The sequence below is a fragment of the Ensifer sp. NM-2 genome, assembly GCF_003024455.1.
Taxonomy (GTDB): domain Bacteria; phylum Pseudomonadota; class Alphaproteobacteria; order Rhizobiales; family Rhizobiaceae; genus Ensifer; species Ensifer canadensis.
Genome location: NZ_PVZR01000001.1, coordinates 416,245 through 431,674, shown reverse-complemented (window position 1 = coordinate 431,674; position 15,430 = coordinate 416,245). Strand labels below are relative to the sequence as shown.

11 protein-coding genes are annotated in these 15,430 nt (G+C 63.6%); 2 read left to right on the top strand and 9 right to left on the bottom strand.

Features of this window, described 5'->3' with window-relative positions:
- Positions 1-14 precede the first annotated feature (14 nt).
- The 8 genes from C6558_RS02175 to C6558_RS02135 form a co-directional block, all read right to left on the bottom strand.
- A complete protein-coding gene (locus C6558_RS02175; protein WP_025425788.1) occupies positions 15-707 on the bottom strand; it encodes a response regulator in 693 nt (230 codons plus the stop codon).
- Complete coding sequence (locus C6558_RS02170) at positions 704-3,400, bottom strand: sensor histidine kinase KdpD (RefSeq protein WP_025425787.1); 2,697 nt, start codon at positions 3,398-3,400, stop codon at positions 704-706. The genes C6558_RS02175 and C6558_RS02170 overlap by 4 nt, the downstream gene beginning before the upstream one ends.
- A 45-nt stretch (positions 3,401-3,445) precedes the next feature.
- Positions 3,446-4,015 carry a potassium-transporting ATPase subunit KdpC gene (kdpC, locus tag C6558_RS02165; protein ID WP_025425786.1) on the bottom strand — a complete coding sequence of 190 codons (570 nt, stop codon included), beginning with the start codon at positions 4,013-4,015 and terminating at the stop codon, positions 3,446-3,448.
- 2 nt (positions 4,016-4,017) lie between these two features.
- Positions 4,018-6,144 (bottom strand): potassium-transporting ATPase subunit KdpB, encoded by a 2,127-nt coding sequence (gene kdpB / locus C6558_RS02160; RefSeq protein WP_025425785.1) that lies wholly within the window; start codon positions 6,142-6,144, stop codon positions 4,018-4,020.
- A gap of 11 nt (positions 6,145-6,155) precedes the next feature.
- A complete protein-coding gene (gene kdpA, locus C6558_RS02155) occupies positions 6,156-7,865 on the bottom strand; it encodes a potassium-transporting ATPase subunit KdpA (RefSeq protein WP_025425784.1) in 1,710 nt (569 codons plus the stop codon).
- A gap of 31 nt (positions 7,866-7,896) precedes the next feature.
- Positions 7,897-7,983, bottom strand: a complete 87-nt coding sequence (gene kdpF, locus C6558_RS41505) for a K(+)-transporting ATPase subunit F (RefSeq protein ID WP_063963209.1) — start codon at positions 7,981-7,983, stop codon at positions 7,897-7,899.
- A gap of 332 nt (positions 7,984-8,315) precedes the next feature.
- The gene (locus C6558_RS02140; protein WP_025425783.1) at positions 8,316-9,476 is read right to left on the bottom strand and encodes an AI-2E family transporter; all 1,161 of its coding nucleotides are present in this window, start codon (positions 9,474-9,476) and stop codon (positions 8,316-8,318) included.
- Between the two features lie 280 nt (positions 9,477-9,756).
- Positions 9,757-10,980 carry an MFS transporter gene (locus C6558_RS02135; RefSeq protein ID WP_025425782.1) on the bottom strand — a complete coding sequence of 408 codons (1,224 nt, stop codon included), beginning with the start codon at positions 10,978-10,980 and terminating at the stop codon, positions 9,757-9,759.
- 344 nt (positions 10,981-11,324) lie between these two features.
- Between C6558_RS02135 and C6558_RS02130 the strand changes: the two genes are divergently transcribed.
- Positions 11,325-13,025, top strand: coding sequence for a long-chain fatty acid--CoA ligase (locus C6558_RS02130; RefSeq protein WP_025425781.1), 1,701 nt, complete (start codon positions 11,325-11,327; stop codon positions 13,023-13,025).
- 128 nt (positions 13,026-13,153) lie between these two features.
- Complete coding sequence (gene pgi, locus C6558_RS02125; RefSeq protein WP_057212500.1) at positions 13,154-14,779, top strand: glucose-6-phosphate isomerase; 1,626 nt, start codon at positions 13,154-13,156, stop codon at positions 14,777-14,779.
- A gap of 39 nt (positions 14,780-14,818) precedes the next feature.
- Here pgi and C6558_RS02120 read toward each other — a convergent pair whose 3' ends face one another.
- Complete coding sequence (locus tag C6558_RS02120) at positions 14,819-15,412, bottom strand: hypothetical protein (RefSeq protein ID WP_128090391.1); 594 nt, start codon at positions 15,410-15,412, stop codon at positions 14,819-14,821.
- Positions 15,413-15,430 lie beyond the last annotated feature (18 nt).

Sequence of the window (15,430 nt, the reverse complement as noted above, 5' to 3'; positions counted from 1 at the left end):
AAAACCGGTCGGCCTCAGTCGTCGTCGCCGACGAAGCGGTAACCGACACCAGGCTCGGTGCGGATAATCTTCGGGTCGGCCGGATCGCGCTCGATCTTGCCGCGCAACTGGCCGATGAAGACGCGCAGATAATGCAGGTCCTCTCCATGCGCCGCGCCCCAGACCGAGGTCAGCAGCGTCTTGTGGGTGACGACGCGTCCGGCATGGTGCGCCAGCATGACGAGCAGATCATACTCCTTCGGCGTCAGACGCACCGGCTCGCCGTCGCGCGTCACCAGCCGCTTGATCGTATCGATCGCCACGCCATCGGCCGAGAGCTGGGTGTGGCCGCCCTCCATCTGGATGCGGTGGCGAAGCGCTGCCCGGATGCGCGCCGTCAGCTCGCCGATGCCGAAAGGTTTTTCGATATAGTCGTCGGCGCCGAGATCGAGGGCAGCGATCTTTTCGCTCTCGCGGTCGCGAGCCGACAGGATGATGATCGGCACCTGCGACCAGGCGCGGATGTTGGCGATCACATCCTTGCCGTCCATGTCGGGCAGGCCGAGATCGAGAATCACCACATCGGGCGCGGTGGTCGCCGCCGCCTTCAGCGCCTCGGTGCCCGTCAGCGCCTCAAGCACGTCATAGCCAGCGGCACTCAACGCCGGTCGCAGAAAACGCTGGATCTGGGGTTCGTCGTCGACAACGAGGATGCGCTCCACGCTCATGCACGGTCCTTTTCAGAAATTTCTGCTTCGGCGGCGGGAAAACGCATGGAAATGCGCGTTCCGCGACGCCTCAAAGCCGGGCTCTCAGCCTTGATGCGGCCGCCCATGGCCTCGACGAAGCCTTTGGCGATCGACAGTCCGAGGCCGGTGCCCGGCGTGCGGCCATCCACCTTGCCCCGCCGGAAGAATTTTTCGAATACGTGTTCGAGATCACCGTGAGCAATCCCCTTGCCGAGATCGGTGACCGACAGCACAATCTCGTTGCCGTCCCGCCTGGCATAGATGCTGACCGGCTCCTCGCCGCCGTATTTGTTGGCGTTGTCGAGCAGGTTGAAGAGCACCTGGCCGAGAAGCACGCTGTCGCCGCGCATCAACGGTAGTTCGGGCGCGATGCTGGTTTCGATCTCACGGTCCGGAAAATACTTACGCGCCCGATCGACGGCTGCCCGCACGGCGTCGGCGACATCCACCCAGTCGCGCTTGGCATTGACTGTCCCCGCTTCGATGCGGGTCATGTCCAAGAGGTTGGCGACGAAACGCGTCAACCGTGCGCCCTCCTCCTCGATCGATTGCAGCAGGTCGTCGCGGCTTTCCGGCGGCATGCGGTCGCCCAGCTGGCGCAGGCTGGTGACGGCGCCGGTGATGGTGGCAAGCGGCGTGCGCAGATCGTGCGAGATCGATGACAGCAAGGCAGCGCGAAACCGCTCGCCCTCCAGCTTGGCGGCGTGATCGAGGCTCTCGCGCGAAAGGCGCGCCCGGTCGATGGCGATCGCCGTCTGGTCGAGGATGGCGGCGAGCGCCCGCTCTTCGTTGATCTCCAGCGGCTTGCCGGCCTGGGCGAAACCGCAGACGCCGACGACGCCATGCGGGCTGGTCAACGGTCGGAAATGGAAGGGGCTGTTCGGCAGCGTACCGGTGCCGTTGCCGGCCGCCTCCTGCTTGTCCATCGCCCAGCGCGCTGCCATGGTATCGGTGACATCGAGCTCGGTGTCCGGAGGCCACGCGGCCTTGAGCTGCAGATCGCCCTCCTCCGGCAACAGCAGCGCGACATTGCGCTTCAGCGTCGTCTGCATCTGGGTCACCGCCGCCCAGAGCACATCGTCGACATTGGCGGTACCCGAGAGCTTGCGGGAGAAATCGTAGAGCGCCTGCGTCGCCGCGGCACGGCGTCGCGCTGATTTCGCCTGTTCGCGCACCCGGGAGGCCAGACTACCGGCAAGCGCAGCCGCGACCAGGAAAATGAACAGCGCGAAGACTTCGTGCGGTTCGGCGACCGTGAAGGTGCCGACCGGATCGATGAAGAAGAAGTTGTAGGCAAGAACCGAAAACAGGGCAGCCGCGATCGCCGCGACGTGGCCGGCATAGGTCGCCGACGCCAGCACCGCCAGCAGGAACAGCAGCGATATATTCGGCAGGATGATGAAGCGCTCGATCAGGACGCCAAGTGCAGTCGCCGCCGCCACGGTGACGGCCGCGATCGCGAGCGCCCGCCCGAAGCCCTCCGGCATTTGCCGCTTGACGCTCAGGCGACTTTTCGGACGCGGCTGCTCCTTGTCGGTAACCAGATGAATGCCGACGCCGGTGATGCGTTCGGCCAGCGCGTCGGGAAGCGATTGCCGGAACAGCCGTAGCGGGAACCGCTGGCGCCTGATGCCGATGACTATCTGCGTCGCATGCTCGCGACGGGCGAGCTTGAGGATCTCCTCGACGAAATCGTTGCCGACGATGCGGCGGGTTTCGGCGCCGAGCTGTTCGGCCAGGCGAAAAGTCTCGTCAAGCCGTCGCGCCGCTTCGCCATCGCCGCTTTCGCGGTCGGCCCGCTCGATGAAGACGACGATCCATGGCGCATTCAGCCCCGAGGCCAGGCGGCTGGCGGTGCGCACGACCTTTTCCGACAGCGGGTCGGGCCCGATGCACACCAGCAGACGTTCGCCGCTCGCCCAGGGGCCTTCGATGGCGTTCTGCTTGAGATAGTCGACCATCTGGTCGTCGACGCGGTCGGCCGTCCGCCGCAGCGCCAGCTCGCGTAGCGCCGTCAGATTGCCGAGGCGGAAGAAGCGCTCGATCGCGCGCTTGGCGCTGTCAGGCAGATAGACCTTGCCTTGGTTCAGCCGCTCGATCAGTTCGGCCGGCGGCAGGTCGACGAGCAGCACGTCATCGGCACGGCTGAGAACCGTGTCGGGCACCCGCTCGCGCACCGGAACGCCGGTGATCTGGGCAACGACATCGGACAGGCTTTCCAGATGCTGGATGTTGAGTGCCGTCCAGACGTCGATGCCGGCGGCAATCAACTCTTCGACATCCTGGTAGCGCTTCGGATGGCGGCTGTCCTCGGGGTTGCTGTGCGCCAGTTCGTCGACGACGATGATCCGCGGACGGCGGGCGAGCGCCGCGTCGAGATCGAATTCGGAAAGCACACGGCCGCGATGGTTGACATCGCGGCGCGGCAGTATCTCCAGCCCTTCGACGAGCGCGGCGGTCTCGCCGCGCCCGTGGGTTTCCACCAGACCGATGACGATGTCGACGCCATCGGCCTTCAACCGACGCGCCCGCGTCAGCATCGTGTAGGTCTTGCCGACGCCGGGGGCTGCGCCGAGAAAAACCGTGAGCTTCCCCTTTCGCCCCTGCCCGGCCAGCGCCAGCAGTGCGTCCGGGTCCGGACGGCTTTTCGATTCGCGGTCGGTTTCAGGCATTCAGGGTCTCTGGCAGCGTCTCTGGCCGCATCTCAGGCTTCACACTCAGCTTCTCCGGGCATCCAGAGCGAGGTTGAGTTCTAGCACATTGACGCGCGGCTCGCCTATGATCCCGAGCAGACGACCTTCCGTCGCCTGTTCGACCAGGCTCGCCACGTCGGCTTCCGCAAACCCGCGGGCCTTGGCAACACGGGACACCTGCTCGCGGGCGAAAGCCGGCGAAATATGCGGATCGAGGCCGGAGCCGGACGCGGTGCCGCCATCGGCGGCGATCTCGCCTGTTATACCGCTGGCGCGCAGCTTCTCGACGTCGGCGGCAACCCGGTCCTTCAGTTTGACCGAGGTCGGGCCGAGGTTGGATCCGGTCGAGCCGCCGGCGTTGTAGGCTTCGGGCCCGGTCGCGGAGGGGCGCGGCCAGAAATATTTGTCGGCGGTGAAGTTCTGCCCGATCAGATCGGAGCCGACGATCGCGCCATCGATGCGGATCAGGCTGCCATTGGCCTGCGCCGGCATCAATGCCTGGGCAACGCCGGTGATCGCGAAGGGATATGCAAGGCCGGTGATCGCAGTCAGCAACAAGGCCATGACGATTGCGGGACGAAGTTGGTTCAACATGATTACACCAGATTGAGAGCAGAGACGACGACGTCGACGAGCTTGATGCCGGCAAAGGGCAGCAGGAGGCCGCCGAGGCCATAGACCAGCAGGTTGCGGCGCAGGAGTGCTGCGGCGCCGACCGGGCGATACTTGACGCCCTTCAGCGCCAGCGGGATGAGCGCGACGATGATCAAGGCATTGAAGATGACCGCTGACAGGATTGCCGATTGCGGTGACGACAGCCCCATGATGTTGAGCGCGGCCAGCGCCGGATAGGTGGTGATGAACAGCGCCGGGATGATGGCGAAGTATTTTGCCACGTCGTTGGCGACCGAGAAGGTCGTCAGCGAGCCGCGCGTCATCAACAGTTGCTTGCCGATCTCGACGATCTCGATGAGCTTTGTCGGGCTGGAATCGAGATCGACCATGTTGGCCGCCTCGCGCGCCGCCTGCGTGCCGGTCTGCATCGCCACGCCGACATCGGCCTGGGCCAGCGCCGGCGCGTCGTTGGTGCCGTCGCCGCACATGGCAATCAATCGGCCGCCCTGCTGTTCCTTGCGGATATAGCCGAGCTTGTCTTCCGGTGTCGCTTCGGCGAGGAAATCGTCGACGCCGGCTTCCGAGGCGATTGCCGCTGCCGTTACCGGGTTATCGCCGGTCACCATCACGGTGCGTATCCCCATGGCACGCAGTGCCGCGAAGCGCTCCTTGATGCCAGGCTTGACCACGTCCTTGAGGTGGATGACGCCGAGCAGGCGATTGCCGTCCGCAACGGCAAGCGGCGTGCCGCCGGTGCGCGCGACCTGGTCGACGGCACGGCGGAATTCGGCCGGCACGTTCTCGTCGCGAACGCCTGCAAACTTCAGGATCGAATCCACGGCGCCCTTGCGCAGCCGGCGTCCGCCGAAATCGACGCCCGACAGTCTCGTTTCGGCGGCAAAGGGCACGACGGCATCAATTGCCAAGGCACCTGTTTGAACCGAGCCGCCACCGACAGCCAGAGCCACAACCTCGCGGCTCGTCTGCTTGTCGGAAGCTGGCAGCGATACGGCTGGCGTCTGACGACCGAATTCGCCGGTCGCAAGGGCGGCAATCGAGCGGCCCTCGGGGGTCTCATCGGCAAGGCTTGCCAGCAGCGCGGCATCGGCAAGCTCGGCATCCGTCACGCCGGGGACCGGCATGAAGTTGGCGGCCATGCGGTTGCCGAAGGTGATCGTGCCTGTCTTGTCGAGCAGCAGCGTATCGACGTCGCCAGCCGCCTCGACGGCGCGGCCGGATGTGGCGATGACGTTGAACCGCACCAGCCGGTCCATACCGGCGATGCCGATGGCCGACAGCAGGCCGCCGATGGTGGTCGGGATCAGCGTGACGAGCAGGGCTGCAAGAACCGTGACCGACAGAACCGTGCCGGAGTAGCCGGCAAGACCCCAGAGTGTCACGACGGCGACCAGGAAGACCAGCGTCAGGCCCGAGAGCAGGATAGAGAGCGCGATCTCGTTCGGGGTCTTCTGGCGCTGCGCGCCTTCGATGAGCGCGATCATGCGGTCGACGAAGGTGTCGCCGGGCGCCGTGCCGATGCGCATCTTGATCCAGTCGGACAGCACCTGCGTGCCGCCGGTGACGGCGGAGCGGTCGCCGCCGGACTCACGGATGACGGGTGCGGATTCGCCGGTGATGGCGCTTTCGTTGACCGAGGCGACACCCTCGACGACGTCGCCGTCGCCGGGGATCAGTTCCCCGGCTTCGACCAGCACGAGATCGCCGACCTTCAGCGATGTCGCCGGAATGGTCTGCGTTTCCCTGCCTTCGGCCGAGACAAGCTTGCGGGCCGTCAGTTCGGACTTGGTGCGGCGCAGGCTGTCGGCCTGCGCCTTGCCGCGTCCTTCGGCGACCGCTTCGGCGAAGGTGGCAAACAGCACCGTGAACCACAGCCAGGCGGCAATCTGGCCCGAAAACAGCGGCGTGCCGGTTCCAGTCGCAAGATCGCGAATGAAGAAGACCGTGACCATGGCTGCCACCACCTCGGTGACGAAGATCACCGGGTTGCGGACAAGCTGGCGCGGGTCGAGCTTGGTGAATGCGGCCTTGAAGGCCGGTAGCAGGATCGCCGGGTCGAGAAGGCTTGGGGCGACGGGTTTCGAAGACATTGTCTGTTCCTTCAGAAGGTCTGGCCCGAGAGCATGGCGAACTGCTCGACGATGGGACCAAGCGCGAGGGCCGGGAAATATTGCAGCCCGCCGAGGATGAGGATGACGCCGATGAGCAGGCCGACGAAGAGCGGCGTGTGCGTCGGGAAGGTTCCCTGGGAAGCCGGAACGCGGGTCTTGGCGGCGATTGAGCCGGCTATCGCCAGCACCGGTATCGCGTAGGCGAAACGGCCGAGCAGCATCGCGAAGCCGAGCGTCGTGTTGTACCAGGGCGTGTTGGCCGAGAGGCCGCCAAACGCGGAGCCGTTGTTGCCGGTAGCAGAGGTATAGGCGTAGAGGATTTCCGACAGGCCATGCGGACCTGACGTGCCGATGCTGGCGACAGCCGAGGGCATGACGGCAGAAATCGCGGTGAAGCCGAGGATCGAGGCGGGCAGGATGAGGATCGCCAGCATCGCGTATTTCATCTCGCGGCCTTCGATCTTCTTACCGAGCAGTTCGGGCGTGCGCCCGACCATCAGGCCGGCGACGAAGACGGCGAGGATCGCGAAGACGACCATACCGTAAAGGCCGGAGCCGACGCCGCCCGGCAGCACTTCGCCAAGCTGGATCAGCAGCATGGGGACAAGGCCGCCAATGCCGGTGAAGGAGCCGTGCATGCCGTTGACCGCACCGGTCGAAATGCCTGTGGTCACGCCGGCATAAGCCGCCGACATCGCTTGGCCGAAGCGGACTTCCTTGCCTTCCATATTGCCGAGAGACGCCTCGAGGCCGAGGCTGTGCAGGATCGGGTTGCCGTAGCTTTCGGCCCAGTAGATGACGCCGATACCGGCGATCAGCAACGTTGCCATGGCAGCGATGAAGGCCCAGCCCTGGCGGCGGTCACCGACTATCTGGCCGAAGGTGTAGACCAGCGCCGAGGTGATCGACAGCATCGCGAAGATCGACAGGTAGTTGCTGAGCGCGCTCGGGTTTTCGAACGGGTGCGCCGCATTGGCGTTGAAGAAGCCGCCGCCATTGGTGCCGAGCTGCTTGATCGCCTCCTGGCTTGCGACCGGACCAAGCGCGATCGTCTGCTGCACGCCCTCGAGCGTGGTGGCGCTGACGGAAGCGTGGAACGTCTGCGGCATACCCATCGCGACGAAAGCGAGTGCAACGAGAACTGCCAGCGGCAGCAGCACATAGAGGGTCGAGTGGGTCAGATCGACCCAGAAATTGCCGAGTGTCGCGGCGCCGGAGCGGGCAAAGGCGCGGGTGACGGCAAGCGCGATGGCGATGCCCGTTGCAGCCGACACGAAGTTCTGCACCGTCAGGCCGGCCATCTGGCTGAAATGGCTCATGGTGGTCTCGCCGCCATAGGACTGCCAGTTGGTGTTGGTGAGGAAGCTGACCGCCGTGTTGAAGGCGAGGTCTGGCGGGACGTTGGCAAACCCCTGCGGGTTCAGCGGCATCGACCCCTGGAAGCGCAGGATGACGTAGAGAAGCGCGAAGCCGGCCGCGCTGAAGGCGAGCATCGACAGTGTATAGGCGAGCCAGCCCTGCTCCTTCCTAGCATCGACGCCAGCCGCGAGATAGAGCCCACGCTCGACGGGTCCGAGAACCGGAGAGAGGAAGTTGCGCTCGCCAGCGAAAACCCGGGCCATGTAAAGGCCCAATGGCTTGATCGCGAGGAAGACGGCGAGAAAGAGGAGGCCGATCTGCAGCCACCCGATAATAGACATGAGGAATTCTCCGCAAAATACGGCTGAACGATCAGAACCGTTCCGGTCGAACGAGGGTCACGATGAGATAGGCCGCGAGCGCAAAGGCGACGGCGAGGCCAATGAAGGCTTCGAACATCGACGCCTCCTAGAGCCGGCTGAGCGTGCGCGCGTAGAGCGCAAACACGACAAGGCCGCCGAGACCGGCGGCAAGAAAAAGGAAATCGGACATGTGCATTCTCCGGAACTGTTTATGGCCGGATGATGCACCCTCAGCGGGTCAATTATCGATTGCGATGGTTTCGCGCGCGCATAAGGAAAAGATAAGGATACTGCCACCGTCCGAAGGCGGCTGGCGGATTGGTGGCGTCAGAGCGTTTCCAACTTAAACTGAGTAACAGAAACGCTTTAGCTCTTTGTTTTTACGCATTTCCTGGCGAAAAACCGCTTCGCATCTTTGCTGGAAAAACCCTAGCCCTTGATGATCGGGCTTACGGTGGGTGCCGCTTCGGTGGTCACTTCGCGCATCCACTCGCGCCAGATGGCGACGAGCAGTGCCATCAGCACCGGACCGACGAACAGACCGAGAAAGCCCATGGTCTTCACGCCGCCGACGAGGCCGAAGAAGGTCGGCAGGAACGGCAGCTTGATCGGGCCGCCGACAAGGCGCGGACGCAACGTCTTGTCGACGATGAAGAGTTCGGTCGTGCCCCAGGCAAACAGCGCAATGCCCTGGACCGGCGAGCCGCTGGCGACGAGATAGACGGAAACCAGCGTGAAGCAGAGCGGCGCACCGCCGGGGATCAGCGCCATCAGGCCGGTGATGATGCCGAGCGTGACCGGCGAGGGAACGCCGGCCAGCCAATAGGCGACGCCGAGCACGATGCCCTCGCCGATGGCGATGATGCCCATGCCCGTCACCGTCGAGCTGATCGTCAGCGGCACCACGCGCGACAGCCGTTCCCAGCGCATCGGGAAGATGCGTTCGCCGAGATGATCGAGCTGCTTGGAGAAGGAGTGTCCGTCGCGATAGACGAAGAACAGCGTGATCAGCATGAAGAGCAGCGTCAGGAAGGCGTGAAACGCCGACGCGCCGATGACCAGCACGCCGCGATAGATATTGCCGATGTTGGAGCCGCTGACGAGCTGCACCAGTTCGCCGAGCGCTCCGGGATGGCCGACATATTTGACCCATTGCTCGCCGAGCCAGGCACCGGCGACGGGGATCGAGGTCAGCCAGACGGGCACGCCGGCGCCGTTGGCATTGGTTTCAACCGCCCAGACCAGCCAGTCGCGCACTTCGTCGACCGCGTAGACGGCAGCGACCGAGATCGGCACGACGATGAAGGCGACGACGCAGATAATGGCAATGGTCGCCGCCAGTGTGCGGTTGCCGCCGACGGCCGCCAGCAGGCGGCGATAAATCGGCCAGCTGGCAAAACCGATGACGACAGCAGCCAGAACCGGGACGAGGAAGCCGTGGAAGAAATAGACGCCGGCCAGAAGCACGAAGACGAGCATCCAGCGCGCAGCGGTGATCGGACCAACCAGAGCCGAGCGCGACGCCGCCGCATGCCCGAAGAGTCGCGGCTCTACGGGAAGGTTTTCTCGTTCGCGATTGCCCAACTGCACCAACATTCCTCCGTCTCCAGACGACCTTACAACAAACCCGAGGCCTTGCCAGCCTGTACAGTGCCGCGCGTCTCCCACAAAGACGTGCAAAGGTCGCTGTACCAGGATCTGATGCATAATTTTGCGCTTAAATCGATCCGATTTAAGCGCAAAATTATGCAGTGCCGCCCCCATGCCCCCGGTTTACGGTAGTTTCGGGGCCACAGCCGACGCTAGCGGCGGGACATGACAGAAAAATTTAGCGGCGCGCAAGCTCTCAGGCTTCATTTGATGGCAGAAGTCATTCTGCCGCACGTATCGCCGCCCGCTTGGTCGTCTCGGCGCGATCGACGAAAACCGATGCGAGGAAGATACCGAAACCGGCAACCCCCATGACGGCACCGACCAGACCAGTCGAAGTCCAACCATAGCCAGCGGCAATGGACCAGCCGCCAAGCCAGGCGCCGAGCGCATTGGCGAGGTTGAAGGCGGAATGGCTGAGTGCTGCGGCAAGTGTCTGCGCCTCGCCCGACACGTCCATAAGTCGGGTCTGCACACCCGGTACGACGGCAAAGCCGCCGCCGATGAACAAGACGTTGACGATGGCGATCCACGGATTGCCCATGGTGAAATAGAACAGCACATAAGCGAAGATATTGAAGGCAAGCGCGATGCCGATCGCCGGCAGCAGCGCCCAATCGGCGAGCCTGGAGCCGACGATGTTGCCGAGGATCATCCCGGCGCCAAACACCGACAGCATGATCGGCACGTTCGCCACGGAAACGCCTGCGACGTCCGTCAATGCCGGAGCGATGTAGCTGAAGACGGCGAACATGCCGCCGCAGCCGATGGCGCAGATGCCGAGCATCAGCCACACCTGCAGCTTGCCCAGGGCGCCAAGCTCGCGCAGCGGCGTCGCCTGCGGATTGCCCTTGTCGCGCGGCACGTAGGACCAGGTGAGCGCAATGGTCAGAAGGCTGATGCCGCCGACAATGGCGAAGGCCGACCGCCATCCGAGCGCCTGACCGAACCAGGCAACGAGCGGCGTTCCGAACAGGGTCGCGATCGTCAGGCCCATCATCACGCGCCCGACGGCACGCGCCCGCTGGTTGGGTGCAGCCAGCCCTGCAGCCACGAGCGCCGCCACACCGAAATAGGCACCGTGCGGAAGACCGGCAAAGAAGCGCGCGGCAACCAGCGTGTAGAAATCCGGTGCGATGGCGCTTGCGAAATTGCCGATCGCAAACAGCAGCATCAGCACCAAGAGCACCCGAAAGCGGGAAAACCGCGCCGCAAGCACCGCGATCAACGGTGCGCCGACGACGACGCCGAGTGCATAGGCGCTGATGACGGCGCCGGCGCGCGGCACCGAAACGCCGACGTCATCGGCCACTTGCGGCAGCAGGCCCATGATGGCGAATTCGCCCGTACCGATGCCGAACCCGCCAACGGCGAGCGCAACCTCGGCAACAGAGATGCGGCTTCGGCGCGAATCGACGGCAGAAGAATAGGCTTCGTCACACATGAGCAATGACCTGTGTCGTTCGGCCTCGAACAGCGGAACAAATCTGTGGGGTGCTGGCGGCGTGGTATCGGACGGTTTCCGACGGGGATATGCTGCAATGCAATACAGGCTTTAAACCCGGCTGGCAAAGGCTTTGCGGCACTCATCATACTTTTTCACACGCTGGTGAAGCAGACCGGCTAACTGTTCGCTGAGTTGACGTTTACGTCAAAGTTATATAATCCCGAATCTCGGCTTGAAGAGGTGTCGTAAAAGCATCATCTTCATCGGCAAGAGAAGACCGGGAGGGTTACTTCTTTGGCCGCAAGCAAGGCTAGCCTGTGGCGACCAGAGGGAGAGAGGTCATGGCGGAACTCAACACGCAACCAACAGGCATCAGCCCGGAGAAGATCTGGCTGAAGTCCTATCCGCCGGGCATTGCCGCCGAAATCGGCCCTCTGCCCTACAAATCGATCGGCGACTTCTTCGACCATGCCGTCGCGCGCTACTCGCGCCGCTTCGCCTTTACCTGCATGGGCAAATCGCTGACCTTCTCCGAGCTCAATGCCGAATCCGCCAAGATCGGCGCCTGGCTGCAGGCGCGCGGGCTGTCGAAGGGCGACCGCGTCGCGGTGATGATGCCGAACATCCTGCAGAACCCTGTTATCGTTTTCGGCATTCTGAGGGCAGGATTCACGGTCGTGAACGTCAACCCGCTCTACACGCCGCGCGAACTGGAACATCAGCTCGTCGATTCCGGCGCCAAGGCGATCTTCGTGCTTGAGAACTTCGCTCATACGGTCCAGCAGGTTGCGGCCAAGACCAGCATCAAGCATGTGGTGGTCGCCACGATGGGCGACATGCTCGGCTTCAAGGGCACGATCGTCAATCTGATCGTGCGCCGGGTGAAGAAGCTCGTGCCCGCCTGGTCGATCCCCGGCCATCATTCCTTCAAGTCCGTGCTCGCCGAAGGTGGCCGCCTGAAGCTGACCAAACCCAATGTGGCGCCGAGCGATGTCGCTTTCCTGCAATATACCGGCGGCACCACGGGTATTTCCAAAGGGGCGACGCTCACCCATTCCAACCTTTTGTCGAACATGGCGCAGATGGAAATCTGGTTCGACACGGCGTTCCGCTCGCGTCCGCGGCCGGACAGTCTCGTCTTCATGTGCGCTCTGCCGCTCTACCATATCTTCGCGCTGACGGTGAACTCGCTGATGGGCCTTGCCACCGGCGGCAACAACATCCTGATCCCCAACCCACGCGACATTCCCGGCTTCGTCAAGGAGCTCGGCAAGTACAAGACCAACATCTTCCCGGGTCTCAACACGCTGTTCAATGCGCTGATGAACAACCCCGAATTCCAGAAGCTCGACTTCTCGTCGCTGATGCTCACCTTCGGCGGCGGCATGGCCATCCAAAGACCGGTGGCAGAGCGCTGGCAGAAGATGACGGGGTGCCCGATCGCCGAAGGCTACGGGCTTTCCGAGACGTCGCCGGTCGCCACCGCCAACCTTCTCGACTCGACCGAGTTCACCGGCACGATCGGCTTTCCGATCCCTTCGACCGAGGTTGAGATCCGCGACGACCAGGGCAACACCCTGGCGATCGGCGACGTCGGCGAAATCTGCATTCGCGGGCCGCAGGTCATGGCCGGTTACTGGCAGCGTCCGGACGAAACCGCCAAGGCGATTTCGCCCGACGGTTTCTTCCGCTCCGGCGATATCGGCTTCATAAACCCCGCCGGCCTCGTCAAGATCGTCGACCGCAAGAAGGACATGATCCTGGTTTCGGGCTTCAACGTCTTCCCTAACGAGATCGAGGAAGTGGCGATGACCCATCCCGGCATTCTCGAATGCGCGGCGATCGGCGTTCCGGACGAACATTCGGGCGAAGCCGTCAAGCTGTTCGTCGTGCGCAAGGATCCTGACCTGACCGAAGAGGACGTCAAGCGGCATTGCGCGGCCAATCTCACCAACTACAAGCGGCCGCGCTTCGTCGAGTTCCGCACCGAGTTGCCGAAAACCAATGTCGGCAAGATCCTGCGCAAGGACCTCCGGGGCTAGGGCCAGCCTCGACTTAAAACGATTTAAAAAATCCTGAAAACCGCCATCCCGGCGGTTTTGCGGGCTTGATTTGGACAATGCAAAGCGAATAGCTACGCAGGCGAATGTCCGACACAAGGAGCCCCGCGATGAAAGCGCTTGTCGATCAACTCAAAGCAACCGCCGCGCAGACCAATGCGACCGATATCCGCGCCGCCTTCGCGAGCGATGCCCAGCGCTTCTCGCGCTTCAGCACCTCGCTCGACGATCTGCTGCTCGATTATTCGAAATGCGCAGTGAACGAACAGGTGCTCGACGGTCTTGAGGCGCTGGCGAAAGCGGCCAAGGTCGAAGAGAAGCGCGACGCGATGTTCCGCGGCGACATCATCAACATTACCGAAGAACGGGCCGTGCTGCACACGGCGCTGCGCAACCGCGGCAATCGTCCTGTCATGGTCGACGGCAAGGACGTGATGCCCGACGTCAACGGCGTGCTTGAAACCATGGGCGCCTTTGCCGATGGCATCCGCTCGGGCGCGCTCAAAGGTGCGACCGGCAAGAAGATCACCGATGTGGTCAATATCGGCATCGGCGGCTCGGATCTCGGCCCAGTGATGGCGACGCTGGCGCTCGCGCCGTTCCATGACGGCCCGCGCCTGCATTTCGTCTCCAACATCGATGGCGCGCATATCGCCGATACGCTGAAGCCCGTCGATCCGGAAACGACGCTCTTCATCGTCGCCTCCAAGACCTTCACGACCATCGAGACGATGACCAATGCGGCGACTGCCCGCGCCTTCATCGCCGGCAAGCTCGGCGAAGCCGCAGTCGGCCACCACTTTGCCGCCGTCTCGACGGCACTCGACAAGGTCGCAGCTTTCGGCATCGACCAGGCGCGCGTGTTCGGCTTCTGGGATTGGGTCGGTGGGCGCTATTCGATCTGGTCGGCCATTGGCCTGCCGCTGATGATCGCCATCGGCAAGGAGAATTTCGGCCGCTTCCTCGATGGCGGCCATGCCATCGACGAGCACTTCCGCACTGCGCCGATCCGCCAGAACCTGCCGATGCTGCTGGGCCTCCTCGGCTTCTATCACCGCAATGTTCTCGGCTATCCCTCGCGGGCGATCCTGCCCTATGACCAGCGCCTGTCGCGCTTTCCGGCTTACCTGCAGCAGCTCGACATGGAATCGAACGGCAAGGCGGTCACGCTCGACAGCAAACCGGTCGAATATTCGACGGGTCCGGTCGTCTGGGGCGAGCCGGGCACCAATGGCCAGCACGCCTTCTACCAGCTGATCCACCAGGGCACGGACGTCATCCCGGCCGAGTTCATGATCGCCGCCAACGGCCACGAGAAGAACCTGCGCCACCAGCACGAACTGCTGATTGCCAATTGCCTCGCCCAGTCTGAAGCCCTGATGAAGGGGCGCACGCTTGCCGAGGCGAAGGCACAGCTGACCTCCAAGGGCATGGCGGATGCCAAGGCAGACAAGATCGCGCCGCACCGCGTCTTTGCCGGCAACCGCCCGTCGCTGACGCTGGTCTACGACCAGCTCGATCCTTTCGCCTTCGGCCGGCTGATCGCGCTCTACGAGCACCGCGTCTTCGTCGAAGGCGCGCTCTTCAACATCAATTCGTTCGATCAGTGGGGCGTCGAGCTCGGCAAGGAGCTGGCAACGGGCCTGCTGCCCGTGGTCGAAGGCAAGGAAAGTGCTGCCGGTCACGATTCGTCGACGGCGGGCCTTGTGGCCGTGCTGCTCAAGGCTTCTCGCTAAGAATGCGAGGCCAGGGCGCGCCCGGCGTGCCCTGGCCGTTCAGGCCGCGCAGGCCGGCAGCGCCTTGACGCCGGACTGGCGGAGCATATCCATCAGATCCAGTCCCGAAAGGAGCTGGAAGTAGTTTTCGTCGGAACGCGTACGGATCCAGGCATCGACCGTGACTTTCTGGTCAGCAGGAAACGCACCACTCCAGCAGCCACCGGAAAAACCGACCGTAAGGCTTCCGCGACCCTTGGCCTCCGTGCCTTTGGTCGCCGCGATCTTCTCCTGCATATCGCGCAGGCGCTCCGCATCGGCGGGCGTCAGCGTCAGGACATAGAGCGTCTGCCCCTCCCGCATCCCCTCGGTCAGCCCCGGCGCCCCGACATTTCCGGATTGGATCTGAAGGGCAAAACGGTGGGTGTCGAGGGGCGCACCATCCGCCTTCCACGAAATGCCGAGTGTTGCGTCGCCGCGCCTGAGCGACAGCGCTTCGGGCACCAAAAGGGCAACACGCAGTTCTGCCGGATCGGACGTGAGCGGATCGACGCCAGACAGTTTTTCAAACGAGCCGACATTGAGCGCTGCACAGGCGGCCAGCACGTTGAGGGACAGGAAAAGGCATGGGTTCATCAAAATACGGAAAGTCATGAAACGCACCAAAATCAT

Excerpts from the sequence above, each read along its gene's own strand:
- C6558_RS02175 (WP_025425788.1), bottom strand. The coding sequence starts at position 707 with ATGAGCGTGGAGCGCATCCTCGTTGTCGACGACGAACCCCAGATCCAG.
- kdpC (WP_025425786.1), bottom strand. The coding sequence starts at position 4,015 with ATGTTGAACCAACTTCGTCCCGCAATCGTCATGGCCTTGTTGCTGACT.
- C6558_RS02120 (WP_128090391.1), bottom strand. The coding sequence starts at position 15,412 with ATGACTTTCCGTATTTTGATGAACCCATGCCTTTTCCTGTCCCTCAAC.
- pgi (WP_057212500.1), top strand. The coding sequence starts at position 13,154 with ATGAAAGCGCTTGTCGATCAACTCAAAGCAACCGCCGCGCAGACCAAT.
- kdpA (WP_025425784.1), bottom strand. The coding sequence starts at position 7,865 with ATGTCTATTATCGGGTGGCTGCAGATCGGCCTCCTCTTTCTCGCCGTC.
- kdpF (WP_063963209.1), bottom strand. The coding sequence starts at position 7,983 with ATGTTCGAAGCCTTCATTGGCCTCGCCGTCGCCTTTGCGCTCGCGGCC.
- C6558_RS02135 (WP_025425782.1), bottom strand. The coding sequence starts at position 10,980 with ATGTGTGACGAAGCCTATTCTTCTGCCGTCGATTCGCGCCGAAGCCGC.
- C6558_RS02130 (WP_025425781.1), top strand. The coding sequence starts at position 11,325 with ATGGCGGAACTCAACACGCAACCAACAGGCATCAGCCCGGAGAAGATC.
- kdpB (WP_025425785.1), bottom strand. The coding sequence starts at position 6,144 with ATGTCTTCGAAACCCGTCGCCCCAAGCCTTCTCGACCCGGCGATCCTG.
- C6558_RS02170 (WP_025425787.1), bottom strand. The coding sequence starts at position 3,400 with ATGCCTGAAACCGACCGCGAATCGAAAAGCCGTCCGGACCCGGACGCA.